The sequence below is a fragment of the Roseicella frigidaeris genome (assembly GCF_003258945.1).
In the GTDB taxonomy this organism is placed as follows: domain Bacteria; phylum Pseudomonadota; class Alphaproteobacteria; order Acetobacterales; family Acetobacteraceae; genus Paracraurococcus; species Paracraurococcus frigidaeris.
On the sequence record NZ_QLIX01000006.1, the window covers coordinates 51,453 to 67,778 of the forward strand.

The window sequence follows — 16,326 nt, forward strand, 5'->3', positions numbered from 1 at the left end:
GCTCAGGCGGCCCCGGGGGCAGGCTCCGGGCCGGCGGCGCAGCGGGCGCAGAGGCCCTCGACCTCGACCGTCGCCCGCCGCGGCGCGAAGCCCACCTGCCGCGCCGCCCGCGCCAGCGCCGCGGCCACACCGGCATCGCTGATCTCGGCCGTCGCGCCGCAGCGGCCGCAGATCAGGAATTGATGCGGATGGTCATGCGCCGCGTCGCAGCCGCAATCCGCCGGGTGGTCGAGCGCGTCGGTGCAGCCGATGAAGGCGTTCAGCCGCTCCACCTTGTGGATCAGCCCCTGCTCGACCAGGAAGTCGAGGGCGCGGTAGACCGTGGGCGGCGCCGCGCGGTCGCGGCTCGCCTTCAGCCGATCGAGCAGGGCATAGGCCCCGACCGGCGATTCGGCCTCCAGCACCAGCCGCAGCACCTGCCGCCGCAGCGGGGTGAGCTGCGCCCCGCGCCGGGCGCAGAGCGCGGCGGCGTGGTCGAGGCTCGTCTCCGTCGGCGCGACCTGCGTCATGCCCGTCTTCCCCTCCATTCTCGCCGGGGTCATCCCTCCCCTATATAGGGGCATGACAACCGCCGCCGCGAAACCCGCCACCGCCGATGCCGCCAGCCGCGCCCGGCTGCTCGAGGCCATCCGCTTCGATGCCCGCGGCCTCGTCCCCTGCATCGCCCAGCAGCACGATACCGGGGAGGTGCTGATGCTCGCCTGGATGACCCGCGAGGCGGTGGAGGAGACGCTGGCGACCGGCCGGGTCTGCTACTTCTCCCGCAGCCGCGGCGGGCTCTGGCGCAAGGGCGAGACCTCCGGCCAGCAGCAGCGTCTGGTCGATCTGCGGCTCGATTGCGATGGCGACACGCTGCTCGCCCTGGTCGAGCAGACCGGCGTCGCCTGCCATACCGGCCGGCGCTCCTGCTTCTACCGGGCGCTGCGCGACGGGGCGCTGGCCGAGATCGCCGCGCCCGAGATCGCGCCGGAGGCGCTCTACGGCCGATGAGCGCCGCCGCGCCCCCGCCCGCCCCGCGGCCGGAACCGGTGCCGGTCACCGTGCTCACCGGCTTCCTCGGCAGCGGCAAGACCACGCTGCTGAACCGGCTGCTGCGGCACCCGGCGCTCCGCGACACGGCGGTACTGATCAACGAGTTCGGCGAGGTCGGGCTCGACCACCTGCTGGTCGAGCGGCTGGACGGCGACACGGTGCTGCTGAATGCCGGCTGCCTCTGCTGCACGGTGCGGGGCGACCTGGTGCGGGCGCTGCGCGACCTGGCGCTGCGGATCGAGCAGGGGCACGCCATCCGCCGCGTGGTGGTGGAGACGACCGGCCTCGCCGATCCGGCGCCGATCCTGCAGACGCTGATGAGCGACCCGCTGGTGCTCTACCGCTACCGGCTCGACGGGGTGGTGACGCTGGTCGACGCCGCGACCGGCATGGCGACGCTCGACGCCCAGCCGGAGGCGGTGAAGCAGGCCGCGGTCGCCGACCGGCTGGTGCTGACCAAGACCGACCTGGCGACGCCGGCGGCGGTCTCGGCGCTCCGGGCGCGGCTGCGCGACCTCAATCCCGGCGCGCCGCTGCTGACCGCGCTGCAGGGCGAGATCGAGCCCGAGGCGCTGCTCGATTGCGGCCTCTACGACGCCACGCGCAAGCACCCGGATGTCCGCCGCTGGCTGGATGCCGAGGCCTGGCAGGCGGCGGAGGCGCCCGGCGACGGGCACGACCACAGGCACGACCACGGCCACGCGCATCCCGGCGCGCATCACCACCACCACGATCCCAGCCGCCACGACGCCCGCATCCACAGCTTCTGCGTCAGCTTCGAGGAGCCGCTGCCCTGGGACGGCCTCGCCACCTGGCTCGAGGTGCTGACCATGACCCGCGGCGAGAGCGTGCTGCGGATCAAGGGCATCCTGAACCTGCTCGGCGAGACGCGGCCGGTCGCCATCCATGGCGTGCAGCATCTCTTCCACCCGCCGGTGAAGCTGGAGCGCTGGCCCGAGGGCGACGACCGCCGCTCGCGCCTGGTCTTCATCCTGCGCGACCTCGACCGGGCGACGGTCGAGAAGGGGCTGCGCGCCTTCGCCGAGAGCGCGCGGCAGCAGGCGGCGACCGGGGCGGTCGGCCCCTGAGCGCGGTGGCGTTTGCGCCCGGCGGCCGACCTGCCTATCTCGGCCGCATGAGCCCCTCCCCCCTCCGGCTGGAGACCCTCTCGGGCGCGGCGCTGCAGGCGGCGCTGCCCGCCCTGTCGCGGCTGCGCATCGCGGTCTTCGCCGAATATCCCTATCTCTACGATGGCGACCCGGCGCATGAGGCGCGCTACATCGCCGCCTATGCCGCCGACCCCGCGGCCGCGGTGGTGGTCGCCTTCGACGGCGAGGCGCCGGTCGGCATGGCCACCTGCCAGCCCATGACCGCGTCGCACGAGGCGGTCCCGGCCGCCTTCCGGGCCCGCGGGCTCGACCCGGCGCGCTACTGCTATTTCGGCGAGAGCGTGCTGCTGCCGGCCTATCGCGGCCGCGGCGCCGGGGTCGGCTTCTTCGCGGCGCGGGAGGCGCATGCCCGCGCCCTCGGCCTGCCGGCGGCGGCCTTCTGCGCCGTGGTGCGCAACCCGAACGATCCGCGCCGGCCGGAAGGCTATGCGCCGCTCGACGGGTTCTGGCGGCATCGCGGCTATGTCCACCGGCCCGACCTGTCCTGCCTGCTCTCCTGGAAGGAGCATGGCGACGACCGGGAGACGCCGCACACCCTCGCCTTCTGGCTGAAGGAGCCGCTGTGACCGCGCTCCGTCTCGGCGCCCTGGCCTGGCCGGTGGGACGGCCGGCGGATATCGGCGACTTCGCCGCCCGGCTGGACCACTGGCTCGGGCAGGCGGCCGGCCGGATCGACCTCGCCCTGCTGCCGGAATATGCCTGCGTCGAGCTCGGCGCGGCGCTCGCCGGCCGGGTGGTGGCCGACGAGGCGGCCGAGCTGCGGGCCATGGTCGGTGCGGCGCCCGCGATCCTGGAGGCGATGCGGGCGGCGGCGCGGCGGCACGGGATCTGGCTGCAACCCGGCACCCTGCCCATGGCGCTGGACGGCCGGGTGGTGAACCGGGCGCCGCTGATCACGCCGGAGGGCCGCATCGCCTTCCAGGACAAGCGCCTGATGACCCGCTTCGAGGCGGAGCGCTGGGGCGTCTCGCCCGGCCGCGCGCCGGGGGTCTTCGAGACGCCCTGGGGGAGGATCGGCCTCTCGGTCTGCTACGATTCCGAGTTCCCCTCCCACGTCCGCGCCCAGGTGGAGGCCGGCGCCTGGCTGCTGCTGGTGCCGACCTGCACCGACACGCGGCACGGCTTCAACCGGGTGCGCTTCGCCGCCCAGGCGCGGGCGCTGGAGAACCAGTGCTTCGTCGCGGTGGCGCCGACCGTCGGCACCGCCCCCTGGTCGGCGGCGCTCGACGAGAATCGCGGCCAGGCGGCCATCTTCGGCCCGGTCGATCGCGGCTTCCCGGAGGATGGCGTCATCGCCGAGGCGGCCATGGACGCGCCGGGCTGGGCCATCGCCAGCCTCGACCCCGCCCGGATCGAGGCGGTGCGCCGCGAGGGCGCGGTCCTCAACCACCGGGACTGGCCGCGGACACCCTTCGCCGCCGCGGCGCCGGCGGCGTTCGCGTGAGCCCCAGCCCCCGTCCCAGCCCCGGCCTTGGCGGCCCGGCCGCGACGCCGGCCCGCGCGTGACGCTGGTCTACCTCCTCGCCGGCGAGGCCAGCGGCGACCTGCTCGGCGGCCGGCTGATGGCCGCGCTGCGGCGCCGCCGACCCGACATCGCCTTCGCCGGCGTGGGCGGCGAGCGCATGGCCGAGCAGGGGTTGCAGAGCCTCTTCCCGATGCGGGAGCTGTCGTTGATGGGGCTGCTGGAGGTGGTGCCGCGGCTGCGCGGCATCGCCCGTCGCCTCGACGAGACCGAGGCCGACATCCTGGCCCGCCGTCCGGCCGTGCTGGTGACGATCGACGCGCCGAGCTTCACCCTGCGCGTCGCGGCGCGGGTGCGGCCGCGCGGCATCCCGGTGGTGCACTACGTCGCCCCGCAGGTCTGGGCCTGGCGGCCGGGGCGGGTGCGCAAGATCGCCAGCCGGGTCGACCGCATCCTGGCGCTGCTGCCCTTCGAGGCGCCCTTCTTCGAGGCGGCGGGCATCCCGGTGAGCTTCGTCGGCCATCCGGTGCTGGAAAGCGGCGCCGAGACCGGCGATGCGACCCGTTTCCGCGCGGCGCATGGCCTCGGGCCGGAGGACCGCCCGGTGCTGGTCATGCCCGGCAGCCGGCGCGGCGAGGTCCGGCGGCTGCTCGGCCTCTTCGGCGAGGCGTTGCAGCGGACGGCGGCCGCGGTGCCGGGGCTGCGGCCGGTGCTGCCGCTCGCCGGCCCTGTCGAGGCGGCGGTGCGCGAGGGCACCGCCGCCTGGCCGATCCGGCCCATCCTGGTCCGCAGCCCGGCGGAGAAGCACGACGCCTATGCGGCGGTGGCCGGATCGGGCGGCGCCGGGCTGATCAAATCCGGCACCTCCAGCCTGGAGATGGCGGTGGCCGGGGTGCCGCATGTGGTGGCCTACCGGGTCAACCCGGTGACGGCGGCGATCGTCCGGCGGCTGATCCAGGTGCCGCATGCCTCGCTGGTGAACCTGCTGGCCGAGCGCGAGGTGGTGCCGGAGCGCCTGCAGGAGGCCTGCACCCCCTCGGCCCTCGCCGGCCTGCTGAACGGCCTGTTGCAGCAGCCCGCCCGGGCCGCGGCGCAGCGCGCCGGCTTCGCCGAGGTGCTGGCGCGGCTGCGGCCGCCCGAGGGCCTGCCGAGCGAGGCCGCCGCCGCCGCGGTGCTGGCGCAGATCGACCGGGAGGGCGGCGCGGCCCGCTGACGACCAGGGCGGCTGACCTGATGCGGAATGCCAGGGCGCTTCCCGTGAACGCCGGGTCATGGGAAGCGCCTTAGGCTATTGTTTTCAGAGCATCTTCACCTGTCCGGATGAGGTCATCCGGACAGGATCTGCTCTAGGACAGGCGCGGCGCGCGGCGGCGCCGGGCGGGTTGCGGCTGGTCACCGGCCACCGCCTGCTCGATCCGCAGCGCGGCGTCGAGCGCCCGCAGCCCGACCTCGCCGCTCGCCTCCACCGGCGCGCCCTGCTCGATGCTGGCCGTGAAGGCCGTCTGCTCCGCCTCCAGGCTGTCATGCTCCGTCCAGGTGGCGCGGTCGATGCCCCAGCCGGGCATGGTGGCGACCGGCTCGGCGCCGCCGGGATGCAGGCGTTCCAGGCTGCGGGCGAGGAAATCCACCCGCGTCTCGCCCTCGGGGCCGAGTAGCCGCAGCCGCCGCTCCAGCCCGACGCTGATCCGGCTCGCGGTGATGGTCGCGGCGGCGCCGCTGGCGAAGCGGAGCTGGGCGACGACGAAATCCGGATGGTCGGACATCACCCGCCGCCCGACCGCCGCCACCTCGACGAGCGGCGAGGCGGCGAGGCTCAGGATCAGGTCGATGTCGTGGATCATCAGGTCCAGCACCACCGACACGTCGAGGCTGCGCGGGCGGAAGGGGGCGACGCGGATGGCCTCGAGGGCCAGCGCCCCCTCGGCGGCGCCGCTCTCGCGCAGGGTGCGGATGGCGGCCGAGTAGCGCTCGATATGCCCGACCTGCAGCACCAGCCCGCGATCGCGGGCGCCGCGGATGATGGCCTCGGCCTGGGCGGTGGTCGCCGCGATCGGCTTCTCGACCAGAAGATGCCGGCCGGCGGCGATCGCCTGCAAGGCATAGGCATGGTGGAAGGCGGTGGGGACGGTGATGATGACCGCGTCGCTGCCGTCGATCAGCCCGGCGGCGTCGCGGGCCTGGGAGCCGCATTCGGCCGCGACGGCCCGGGCCCGGGCCGGATCGGCGTCGTGCACGCCCGAGAGGACGCCGCGCGCCGCCAGCTTGAGGGCGTGGAAGCGCCCGAAATGCCCGGTGCCGATGACGCCGATCCTGAGAGCCATGCCGCCCGTCCGATCCCCTGGGAGGCGCCGGGCGCCGCTCCCAGCGCCTGCGGGACCAGCCGGCCGCGGCCCGGAGATCCGGTGCCGGACCGCCTGCGGTGCCAAGCGGACGGCACCTGCGGTCCGCCGCGGGGACGGAACGCCCGCCCCTGCCGGCGCCCTCTAGCGGATGGCGGCCGGGGGCTCAAATCCCGCCCGGCCGCAGGGGGTGACATGGGGCCGACATGGGGGCGGCGGCGCCCCCGTGTCTTCCTGCTCCTCGCCCCGGCCTCAGGCCGAGCGCCGCGCCACCATGCCCCAGACCGCGAGCACGATGACCGCGCCGACGATCGCGCCGATGAAGCCGGCCCCCTCGCCGGCACGGTACCAGCCGACCGCCTGGCCGAGATAGGTGGCCACCACGGCGCCGACGATGCCGAGCAGCGTCGTGATGATGAAGCCGCCCGGGTCGCGCCCCGGATGCAGGAATTTGGCGACCAGCCCGGCGAGGAAGCCGATGATGATGGTCCCGATGATGCCCATGGTGATCCCTCCAGTGCCGCCCGGTTAAGCCCCGGCGGCGACGTTGGTTGCATCGCGGAATGGCCCGCCGGCGGCGCCCCGGCCCGGGCCCGGCGCCGAGGCTTGCATCCCTCGGCCCCCGTCGTCACATTCCCGGCCGAATTTCCAGGGGGGCCGTGCCCCCGAAGGACGAGCCAGCCCATGAGCCCGACCGCGCCATGATGTATTTCGCGCGCTGGAAGACCCTCTCCATCCTGGCGGTCTGCCTGCTCGGGGCGCTGCTCTGCATCCCCAATTTCGTCCCGAAATCCGAGCTGCCCACCTGGGCGCGGCAATTCTCCCTCGGCCTCGACCTGCGCGGCGGCTCCTATCTGCTGCTGGAGGTGGATCTCGACGCCGTGGTGCGCGAGCGGCTGGAGGGGCTGGCCGATGGCGCCCGGACCCGGCTGCGGCAGCAGAATATCGGCTATTCCAACCTCGCCGCCGAGCCGGCGCAGCGGCGCCTCTCGCTCCGCGTCCGTGACACGGCCCAGGCGGCGGCCGCTGCCGGGCTGCTGCGCGAGCTGGCCAACCAGATCCCGACCGGGCTCGGCACCAGCACGCCGGACATCGAGGTCGCCAGCACGCCGGATGGCACCCTCACCGCCACACTCACCGAGGCCGGGCTGCGCGCCAAGGCCACCGGCGCGGTGGAGCAGTCGATCGAGATCGTCCGCCGGCGCATCGACGAGACCGGCGTCGCCGAGGCGCTGATCGCCCGCCAGGGGCAGAACCGCATCCTGGTGCAGCTGCCCGGCGTCGAGGACCCGAACCGCATCAAGGACCTGCTGGGCAAGACCGCCCGCATGACCTTCCATCTGCTGGACGAGAGCGCCAACCCGGCCGCGGCGACGCCGCCCCCCGGGGTGATGTTCCTCACCGGCGAGAACCGCGCCGGCCAGACCGAGCGCCATGCCGTCCGCCGGCGGGTGGAGGTGGACGGCGCCAACCTCACCGATGCCCGCGCCGGCCAGGATGGCCGCAACGGCGAATGGGTGGTGAACTTCACCTTCGATTCCATCGGCACCCGCCGCTTCGCCGAGGTCACGCGCGCCAATGTCGGGCGGCCCTTCGCCATCGTGCTCGACGACAAGGTGATCACCGCGCCCGTGATCCGTGAGCCGATCACCGGTGGCCGTGGCCAGATCAGCGGCAATTTCAACGCCAAGTCGGCCGCCGACCTGGCCGTGCTGCTGCGCGCCGGCGCGCTGCCGGCGCCGCTCACCGTGGTCGAGGAGCGGACGGTCGGGCCCGAGCTGGGGGCGGATGCGATCCGGGCCGGCATCATGGCGCTCGGCGCCGGCGCCCTCTTCGTCTTCCTCTATATGGGCTTCGCCTACGGCCTGTTCGGCTGGCTCGCCGACATCGCGCTGCTGGTCAACATCATGCTGATGCTGGCGGCGCTCTCGGTGCTGGAGGCGACGCTGACCCTGCCCGGCATCGCCGGCATCGTGCTCACCCTCGGCACCGCGCTCGATGCCAACATCCTGATCAACGAGCGCATCCGCGAGGAGGTGAAGAACGGCCGCACGCCCATCTCGGCGCTCGAGGCCGGCTTCACCAAGGCCTCCGGCACGATCATGGATTCGAACCTGACGAACCTGATCGCCATGGCCTGCCTCTACATCTTCGGCAGCGGCACGGTGAAGGGCTTCGCCGTGACGGTGGCGATCGGCACCATCGTGCAGATGTGGACCGCGACCACGCTGGTCCGCCTCATGGTCTCCTGGTGGTACCGCGCCCGGCGGCCGAAGGAGCTGCCGGTGCTCGAGGGCGGGCGCGGCCTGCTCGACCGGCTCTCGCGCCCGCTCTTCCGGCTGGTGCCGGACGTGACGACCATCCCCTTCATGCGCGGCGCCCGCGCCGGCCTCATGGTCTCGGCGGTGCTCTCCACCCTGTCGCTCATCGGCGCCTTCTATCCCGGGCTGCAGAAGGGCGTCGACTTCAAGGGCGGCATCACCATGGAGGTCCGCACGCCGGAGGCGGCGAACCTCGCGGCGTTGCGCTCGGCGGTCGCCGCCCTCGACCTCGGCGATGTCGGCTTGCAGCAATTCGGCGACGACAGCACGGTGCTGGTCCGCCTGCCGGTGCAGGGCGACGAGGCCGGCACCCAGACGGCCGTGAATGCCGTGCGCGGCGCGGTCGAGCGGGTGGCGCCGGGGACGCGCATCCTGCGCGTCGAGGCGGTGGGCAACCGGGTCTCGGACGAGCTCTTCCGCGGCGGCATGATCGCCCTCGGCCTCAGCCTCGTGGCGATGCTCTTCTATATCTGGTTCCGCTTCGAGTGGCAGTTCGCCATCGCGGCCATCGCCACCCTCATCCTCGACACCACCAAGACCGTCGGCTTCATGGTGCTGTTCGGCGTCGAGTTCAACCTGACCACCGTCGCCGCCATCCTCACCGTCATCGGCTTCTCGGCCAACGACAAGGTGGTGGTGTTCGACCGGATGCGGGAGAACCTGCGCAAATACAAGCAGATGCCGCTGCGCCAGCTGGTCGACCAGTCGATCAACGAGACGCTGAACCGCTCCCTCGGCACCTCCATGACGCTGCTGCTCTCGGCGGTGCCGCTGGCGCTCTTCGGCGGCGACACGCTGGCGGGCTTCGCCTGGGTGATGCTGTTCGGCATCGTGGTGAGCGCCTCCTCCTCGGTCTTCATCGCGGCGCCGATCGTGCTGTTCACGGGGCGGAACCGCCTGCGCCGGGGCGAGGCAAGCCCGCCCAAGCCGGCCAAGGCCGGGGCGCCGGTCGGCATTTGAGACGGCGCATCCGGAACGACAGCCACGCCCTGGGACACTCTGCACACCGAAAGAGCCCTCTCAAAATTGTCTCATCCTCGCTGAAATCTACCGTGGCCCGGGGAGCGATTCGCGGTATATTCCCGCATTAGTGTTATCGGAAGCGTGGCCGTGCACTCTTCAGGCGTATCTCCTGGCAGCACGCGTGGAGAGCAGGTCCTCGTCCTTGCCCGCGATCCCATCCAGATCGCGGCGGCCACCGCCGCCACGGCGCGCCTTGGCTGGCTGACCCGCTTCGTCCGCAGCGGTGACGAAGCGCTGGCCCGCCTGGCCGGTCCCGGCCCCGCCCCTGGTCATCTCGTCTGCGATCCCGTGGCCGCCGGCGCCGCCTGGCCCGGCCTGCTGGCGACCCTCGCAGATCCGGCCACCCGCACCGCCCTGATCCTGCTCGCCCCCGCCCCCGGTGCCGCGCATTGGGCGCCGCCCGTGCCCGGGGAGGCCGATGCGCTGGCCCGCGCCCTGGCCGCTCCCGGACCTGCACCCGGCCCCGCGGCCGGCGGCCCGCCGCAGGACGGCCATTCCGCCGGGGCGCTGCGCGAGAGCCTGGCGCGGGGCGAGATCAGCGTGCACTACCAACCGGTCGTGCGGCTGTCGGATCGCCGGCCGGTGATGGTCGAGGCGCTGGCGCGCTGGCACCGGCCGGAGGCGGCGGTGCCGCCCGATGCCTTCGTGCCGCTGGCCGAGCGGCATGGGATGGGGCGCAGCCTGTCGCTCAGCGTCGCCCGCACCGCGGCGCTCGAGATCGGCCACCTCTGGCCGCGGCTGCGGCTCGGCGTGTCGATCAACCTGCCCTTGGCGCAGCTCCTGCAGGGCGACCTGCAAACCTGGCTGCGGCAGGCGCTGGGCCGGCACGGGCTCGGGCCGCGGCAGCTGGCGCTGGAGCTGACCGAGACCACGCCGGTGCACGACCTGGCCCGGCTGCACCGCGTGCTGCTGGGGCTGCGCCAGGCCGGCTATCGCGTGCTGCTCGACGACGTCACCCCGGGCGATGGGCGGGAGGCGCTGCTTCACCTGCCCTTCGCCGGGCTGAAGCTCGACCGGTCGCTGGTGCAGCGCCTGCCGGTCGAGGCGCATGGCCGCCAGGAGGTCCGGCGGCTGGTGCGGCTGGCGCGGGCGCAGGGGCAGACGGTGGTTGCCGAGGGCATCTCCGACCGCCGCATATGGATGGCGGTCTGCGATCTCGGCGTCGATTTCGGCCAGGGCTACGCGGTCGGGCGGCCCTTGCCGGCGCCGGCGCTGTTCGGCTGGTGGGCACGCTGGCGGCGCAGCCGCCTGGCCTAGAGCAGATCCCGATCAGGTGGACCCACCTGATCGGGTGAAGAGGCCCTGAAAACAATGCTCTAGAGCCGATTGCGTTCGGATGGACCCATCCGAACGCGGGGCGATTCCCGCGTCAGCCATAGACCTTGCGGTAGAGATCGATGATCTCGGTCTCCTCCGGCACCCGGGGGTTGTTGGCCGGGCTGCCGGAGGCGAGGGCCTGGCGCGCCATCAGCGGCAGCAGCCCCTCCCAGCGATCGGCGGGGATGCCATGCTCGCGCGGCGTCGGCACGCCGAGTTCCTGGTTGAGCGCCCGCAACTCCTCGAGCAGCTTCGAGCCGGCGACCTGGTCGGCATCCTCGACCGTGGCGACGCCGATGGCCCGCGCCGCCTCGGCATAGCGCGGCAGGGCGTCGTTCAGGCCGAATTCGGTGACCGCCGGCAGCAGCATGGCGTTGGAGAGGCCGTGCGGCACATGGAAATGCGCGCCGATCGGGCGCGACATGCCATGCACCAGCGCCACCGAGGAATTCGAGAAGGCGAGCCCCGCCTGCATGGCGCCGAGCATCATCGCCTCGCGCGCCGCGGCGTTGCGCGGCTGATGGTAGGCGATGCGGAGATGCCGGCCGATCAGGCGCATGGCCGAGAGGGCGAGGCTGTCGGCATGCGGGTTGGCCCGCTTCGACACGAAGGCCTCGAGCGCATGGGTCAGGCTGTCGATGCCGGTATCGGCCGTGGTGCGCGGCGGCACGCTGAAGGTCAGCTCGTGATCGACGATGGCCGCGAGCGGCAGCGCGCCCAGGCCGGCGATCAGCATCTTCTCGTCGGTCTCGGTGTCGGTGATGACGGTGAAGCGTGTCGCCTCGCTGCCGGTCCCGGCCGTGGTCGGGATGCAGACCACCGGCACCGCCGCCCGGTCCGCCTGGGCCGGCACCTTGAAGTCGCGCATGCGCGCGCCGGCGGGCGCGGCCGCGAGGATCGCCATGGCCTTCGCCGTGTCCATGGGGCTGCCGCCGCCGAAGCCGATGAGGCTGTCGAAATCCCCGGCCTGCAGCACCGCGACGCCGGCCGCGATCACGGTATCCGTCGGGTCCGGCACGGTCTCGGCGAAGATCGCCGGCGCCAGGCCGGCGGCGCGCAACGGCGCGAGGCAGCGGTCGATGGTGCCGGAGGAGACCATCCAGGGATCGGTGACGATCAACGGCCGGGACAGGCCGAAGAGGCCGAGCACCTCGGCGATCTGGCTCACGCTCCCGCCGCCGATCCGCATCAGGCGCGGCGAGACGATGGTGGCAGGCATGCTGGCCCCTCCCCGGTTCTGGCGCGCCAGCATAGGCCGGGGCCACGGACCCGCAAGGCGAGCGGCGGCACGCCGTTTTGTGACAGCCAAGCCGCACCGGATCGCAATGTGCGCCAGGACGCAGCCAGTGGCGCCCCCGGGCGTTGCATGATGAGGACCGAGGAGGGGAGGCTGGTGTCATGACAGACATGCCGGCGCGCCGGCGTCGCCCGACCGCCCCGGAACCCCCGGTGCCGGAGGACGACGCCTTCGATCTATGGTTGCGTGAGAGCCTGCGTGTTGCCTTCGACGATATTGCCTCCGAGCCGGTCCCGGAGGATCTGCTGCGCATGATCGAGGAGGATCGCGCGGAGCGGGAGCGGCTGCGGTCCCGGCGCAGGGGCGGCCCGCCGGCCTGAGCCAGCGCCGCCCGGCCCTGCCCGCCGCGGCGTTAACGCCTCACCCCCAACGGTCTCATCGCCAGCGGAAGGTGGTGGGCGCGATCGCCTCGGCGCTGCGATGCGCCCAGTCGTGCCGCGGCACCTCCGCCTCCACGCGCTTCTGCGCCTCGTGCAGATGCGCCGCAGCAGCCGGGTAGTCCATCGTCAGCACCGTGCCATCCTCCACCACCTTGCGCCCGTCGACAAAGACGGCGCGCACCGCCCGGTCGCCCGCCGCATAGATCAGCGAGCGGAGCGGGTCGCGCGCCGGGCGCATCATCGGATGGGTGATGTCGACGAGGACAAGGTCGGCGCGGCAGCCCTCGGCCAGCCGGCCGATATCGTCGCGCCCGAGCGCCCGCGCGCCGCCGATGGTGGCCGCCTCGAAGAGCTCGGTCGTCGTCAGGCTGCGCGGATCGGTCGCCTGGGTCCGCGCCAGATAGGCGGCGAGGCGCATCTCGTCGAGCATGTTGTGCGGATAGGTATCGGTGCCGAGGCCTATCGTCACGCCGTGCCGGCGATAGCGGCCGAGATGCTTCAGGGTGATGCCGCGCCGGGCGAAGACCGTCGGGCAATGCGCGACGGTGGTGCCGGTCTCGGCCAGGATGTCGAGATCGCGGCGGGTGTGCCAGGGCGTGCTCGGATGGTCGTCGAGGAAGATGCCATGGCCGATGATGCTGCGCTCGGCGAGCAGCCCCTGCTCGTGCAGCCAGCCGATCGGCGTCAGCCCGTGGCGGCGGGTGATCTCGTGGAATTCCGAGACCGACTGCGCGGCATGGATCTGCCAGGAGACGCCGCGGCGCCGGGCCTCCTCCCGACTGTCCCGCAGCAGCTCCGGCGTGCAGGTATCGACCTGCGCCGGCACCACCATGCCGAAGAGCCGGCCGCTCTCATGCTGCTCGGCCCGCTCGACGAGGGTGAGCGCCTCGGCGAGGGCCTTCTCGCCCGCCTGCTCGTCCCATGCGTATTCGACGACATGACCGTTGCGGGTGAACCAGCGGGCGGAGCGGAACATCGGCGCGACGCAGACGCGCATACCGCTCTCGCCGAGCAGGTCGAGCCAGCCCGGATGCGCCATGGAGAGGTCGGCGAGGGTGGTGACGCCGGAGAGCAGCAGCTCCGACAGCGCCACCCGCACGCAATCCGGCACCGCCTCGGCATCGGCGCGGAAGATCGGCAGGTATTCGTAGAGCGAGGAGTTGTAGAGGCCAGGCGTCCCCACCTCGTCGGTGAAGCCCTTGTTCATCGGCTCCGAGGAGGGGTGGGCGTGGATGTTGACGAGGCCGGGCATCACCATCAGCCCGCTGCCGGACAGCGTCTCCTCCGCCGGCCCCGCATAGTCCCGGCCGACGAAGGTGAGGCGGCCGTCGGCGAAGGCGATGTCGGCGCCCGGCAGGTAGACATGCTGCCCGGCCGCCGCATCCCAGGCGATGGCGACATCCGCCTGCCGGATCACGGTGGTGGTCATGGCCCCGCCCCCTCGCCTCTCGTCCCCGCCTCAGCTCCGCCAGTCGGGCCCGTTCTCGATCAGGCGCAGCGCCGCCTGCCAGGCGATGGCGCGGATATGCTCGCCGCCGGGGCGGCGGAATTGCGAGGCCGCGTGCTCGCAGACCGCGGGCGGCGGGATGACCAGCTCCGCCCCGCCGGCGAGGGCGGCGACCTGCGCCGAGCAGGCGCGCTCGAGATAATAGAGCTCGTCATAGGCCTGCGCCGCGCTCGGGCCGCAGACCAGCAGGCCGTGGTTGCGCAGGATCATGGCGTTGTGGCTGCCGAGATCGGCGACGAGGCGCACCCGCTCCTCCTCGTCGAGCGCGATGCCCTCGTAATCATGGTAGGCGAGATGGCCGTAATACTTCATGGCGTGCTGGCTGATCGGCAGCAGCCCGTGCTTCTGCGCCGAGACCGCGATGCCGTCGCGCGTATGGGTGTGGATGACGAAATGCGCATCCTCGCGCGCCGCATGCACGGCGGAATGGATGACGAAGCCGGCCTTGTTCACCAGCTCCGTGCCGGCGTCCCGGCCCGGGGGCTCGTCCACCGGATTGCCCTGGATGTCGATCTTCACCAGGTCGCTCGCCCGCATCTCGTGATGCATGACGCCATAGCGGTTGAGCAGGAAATGGTGCTCCGGCCCCGGCACGCGCGCGCTGATATGGGTGAAGATCCAGTCGGTCCAGCGGTGATGGGCGCAGAGCCGGTACAGCGCGGCGAGGTCGCAGCGGACGCGCCATTCCTCCTCGGACCAGGGGCGCAGCGATGCCGGCGGGGTGGCGATGTTCATGACAGCCTCCACGGATGGCGGATGGTCGGCCCAGGGGCCAGGGCGCGTCAATCCGCGTTGCGCCCCCTGCCCGGCGGGGCGACGATGCCCGCCCCGTGCCCGCCGCAGGAGAGTGCCGTGCCCGACCGTCCAAGCCCCCTCCCCGGCCTCGGCCGCCGCCTGGCCGGCGCGGGCCTGGCCGCGCTGCTCGCCACCCTGGCCCCGGCGGCGGGATTGGCCCAGGCGCGGCCCGACGCGACGCTCCGGGTGGTGCTGATCAACGATCTCGGCAGCCTCGATCCGGTGCAGTCCACCGCCGCCTTCGTCCGCAATCACGGCTTCATGGTCTATGACCAGCTCTTCGCCCTCGACAGCAGGGGCGAGGCGCAGCCGCAGATGGTCGAGCGCTTCGAGCGCTCTGCGGATGGCATGCGCTGGCGCTTCACCCTGCGCGAGGGGCTCGCCTTCCATGACGGCGCGCCGGTGCGGGCGGCCGACGCCGTCGCCTCCATCCGCCGCTGGGCGCAGCGCGACGTGGTGGGCAAGGCGCTGGCCGCGGCCACCGCGGCGCTGGAGGTGGCGGACGAGCGCAGCTTCTCCCTCACCCTCGCCCGGCCCTTCGCCCTGGTGAAGGAGGCGCTGGCGCGGCCGACCGCGAGCGCCCTCTTCGTCATGCCCGAGCGCCTGGCGCAGACGCCGGCGACCACCGCGATCACCGACGCCACCGGCTCCGGCCCCTTCCTCTTCGAGGCGAAGGAGTGGCGCGCCGGCGACCGCGCCGTCTATCGCCGCAACCCCGCCTACCGGCCGCGGCCGGAGCCGCCCGATGGCCTCGCCGGCGGCAAGGTGGTGAAGATCGAGCGGCTGGAATGGCTCGCCATGCCGGATGCGGCGACGGCGGCGGCGGCCCTGCAGAGCGGCGAGATCGACCTCATCGAGCAACCCTCCCCCGATGTCATCCCGCTGCTGGAGCGGGCCCGGGGCGTCCGGCTGTTTGCGCTGAACCCTGTCGGCTACATGATCTGGCTGCGGCCGAACCACCTCGTCGCCCCCTTCAACGACCCGCGGGCGCGGCAGGCGATCCTGCACCTGGTGAACCAGCAGGAGGTGCTGCAGGCGGCTGGCATCCGGCCGAGCGAGCAACTGCCCTACTGCCCCTCCTACTTCCTCTGCGGCACGCCGCTCGAGAGCCGGGCCAGCGCCACCGGGCTGCGCGAGGCCGACCCCGCCCGCGCCCGGGTGCTGCTGCGCGAGGCGGGCTATGACGGGCGCAAGGTGGTGTTCCTCAACGCCACCGACAGCCCGATCAACAACGCGGCGACGCTGACCATCGCCGCCGCGCTGGAGCGGGGCGGCCTCGCCATGGACGTGCCGGCGATGGACTGGGCCACGCTCACCCAGCGGCGCAACCGGCGCGAGGCGCAGGACCAGGGTGGTTGGAACCTCTTCGTCACCGTCGCCAACGTGCTAGATGCCCAGGATCCGCTGAGCAACCTCTACCTCGCCAGCCCCTGCGAGGGCGGGCTGGCCGGCTGGCCCTGCGATGCCGAGCTGGAGCGGCTGCGGCGCAGCTGGTGGGAGGAGCCGGATGCGGCGAGGCGGCGGGCCCTGCTCGATGCCGTGCAGGCCCGCGCCTATCAGGTCCTGCCCTATGTCAATGCCGGCCAATTCCGCACCCTCGCCGCGCATCGCAGCAATATCGAGGGGCTGCGGCCGACCACCGTGCCGGTCTTCTGGGGGGTGGAAAAGAAATAGGGCCGTCCCC

At 73.1% G+C, this 16,326-nt stretch carries 15 protein-coding genes; 9 read left to right on the forward strand and 6 right to left on the reverse strand.

The window, feature by feature from the left end; all coding sequences use genetic code 11:
* Positions 1 to 2: 2 nt before the first annotated feature.
* Positions 3 to 527 (reverse strand): Fur family transcriptional regulator, encoded by a 525-nt coding sequence (locus DOO78_RS10430; protein ID WP_111469706.1) that lies wholly within the window; start codon positions 525 to 527, stop codon positions 3 to 5.
* 34 nt (positions 528 to 561) lie between these two features.
* Here DOO78_RS10430 and hisI point away from each other — a divergent pair, with 34 nt between their 5' ends.
* From hisI to lpxB, 5 genes are read left to right on the forward strand one after another with little or no spacing between them, the layout of a single operon-like run.
* A complete protein-coding gene (gene hisI, locus DOO78_RS10435; protein WP_111469707.1) occupies positions 562 to 990 on the forward strand; it encodes a phosphoribosyl-AMP cyclohydrolase in 429 nt (142 codons plus the stop codon).
* Positions 987 to 2,120, forward strand: a complete 1,134-nt coding sequence (locus tag DOO78_RS10440; protein WP_111469708.1) for a CobW family GTP-binding protein — start codon at positions 987 to 989, stop codon at positions 2,118 to 2,120. Before hisI ends, DOO78_RS10440 begins: the two co-directional genes overlap by 4 nt.
* 47 nt (positions 2,121 to 2,167) lie before the next feature.
* Positions 2,168 to 2,767: a GNAT family N-acetyltransferase gene (locus tag DOO78_RS10445; RefSeq protein WP_111469709.1), complete on the forward strand. Its 600-nt coding sequence runs from the start codon at positions 2,168 to 2,170 to the stop codon at positions 2,765 to 2,767.
* Positions 2,764 to 3,645: a carbon-nitrogen hydrolase family protein gene (locus DOO78_RS10450; RefSeq protein ID WP_111469710.1), complete on the forward strand. Its 882-nt coding sequence runs from the start codon at positions 2,764 to 2,766 to the stop codon at positions 3,643 to 3,645. The genes DOO78_RS10445 and DOO78_RS10450 overlap by 4 nt, the downstream gene beginning before the upstream one ends.
* Positions 3,646 to 3,703: 58 nt before the next feature.
* On the forward strand, positions 3,704 to 4,876 hold the full coding sequence (lpxB, locus tag DOO78_RS10455) for a lipid-A-disaccharide synthase (RefSeq protein WP_111469711.1): 1,173 nt from the start codon (positions 3,704 to 3,706) through the stop codon (positions 4,874 to 4,876).
* 133 nt (positions 4,877 to 5,009) lie between these two features.
* Here lpxB and DOO78_RS10460 read toward each other — a convergent pair whose 3' ends face one another.
* Together DOO78_RS10460 and DOO78_RS10465 are read right to left on the reverse strand one after the other, a co-directional pair.
* Complete coding sequence (locus DOO78_RS10460; RefSeq protein ID WP_111469712.1) at positions 5,010 to 5,984, reverse strand: Gfo/Idh/MocA family protein; 975 nt, start codon at positions 5,982 to 5,984, stop codon at positions 5,010 to 5,012.
* 270 nt (positions 5,985 to 6,254) lie between these two features.
* The gene (locus DOO78_RS10465; RefSeq protein ID WP_111469713.1) at positions 6,255 to 6,506 is read right to left on the reverse strand and encodes a GlsB/YeaQ/YmgE family stress response membrane protein; all 252 of its coding nucleotides are present in this window, start codon (positions 6,504 to 6,506) and stop codon (positions 6,255 to 6,257) included.
* Positions 6,507 to 6,703: 197 nt separating this feature from the next.
* On the opposite strand from DOO78_RS10465, the gene secD reads away from it, so the two are divergent.
* Together secD and DOO78_RS10475 are read left to right on the forward strand one after the other, a co-directional pair.
* Positions 6,704 to 9,283 (forward strand): protein translocase subunit SecD, encoded by a 2,580-nt coding sequence (gene secD, locus DOO78_RS10470; protein ID WP_111469714.1) that lies wholly within the window; start codon positions 6,704 to 6,706, stop codon positions 9,281 to 9,283.
* Between the two features lie 150 nt (positions 9,284 to 9,433).
* Positions 9,434 to 10,603 (forward strand): EAL domain-containing protein, encoded by a 1,170-nt coding sequence (locus DOO78_RS10475; protein WP_165838828.1) that lies wholly within the window; start codon positions 9,434 to 9,436, stop codon positions 10,601 to 10,603.
* Positions 10,604 to 10,715: 112 nt separating this feature from the next.
* On the opposite strand, the gene DOO78_RS10480 is transcribed toward DOO78_RS10475, so the two are convergent.
* Positions 10,716 to 11,882, reverse strand: coding sequence for an iron-containing alcohol dehydrogenase (locus DOO78_RS10480; RefSeq protein ID WP_111469716.1), 1,167 nt, complete (start codon positions 11,880 to 11,882; stop codon positions 10,716 to 10,718).
* A 179-nt stretch (positions 11,883 to 12,061) separates the two neighbouring features.
* Here DOO78_RS10480 and DOO78_RS10485 point away from each other — a divergent pair, with 179 nt between their 5' ends.
* Positions 12,062 to 12,280: a hypothetical protein gene (locus tag DOO78_RS10485; RefSeq protein ID WP_111469717.1), complete on the forward strand. Its 219-nt coding sequence runs from the start codon at positions 12,062 to 12,064 to the stop codon at positions 12,278 to 12,280.
* 55 nt (positions 12,281 to 12,335) lie between these two features.
* On the opposite strand, the gene DOO78_RS10490 is transcribed toward DOO78_RS10485, so the two are convergent.
* The gene (locus tag DOO78_RS10490) at positions 12,336 to 13,769 is read right to left on the reverse strand and encodes an amidohydrolase family protein (protein ID WP_111469718.1); all 1,434 of its coding nucleotides are present in this window, start codon (positions 13,767 to 13,769) and stop codon (positions 12,336 to 12,338) included.
* A 30-nt stretch (positions 13,770 to 13,799) separates the two neighbouring features.
* Entirely contained in the window at positions 13,800 to 14,582 is a 783-nt protein-coding gene (locus DOO78_RS10495; protein ID WP_111469719.1) for a class II aldolase/adducin family protein, read from the reverse strand.
* A gap of 117 nt (positions 14,583 to 14,699) precedes the next feature.
* Here DOO78_RS10495 and DOO78_RS10500 point away from each other — a divergent pair, with 117 nt between their 5' ends.
* Positions 14,700 to 16,316, forward strand: a complete 1,617-nt coding sequence (locus DOO78_RS10500) for an ABC transporter substrate-binding protein (RefSeq protein ID WP_243634498.1) — start codon at positions 14,700 to 14,702, stop codon at positions 16,314 to 16,316.
* Positions 16,317 to 16,326 lie beyond the last annotated feature (10 nt).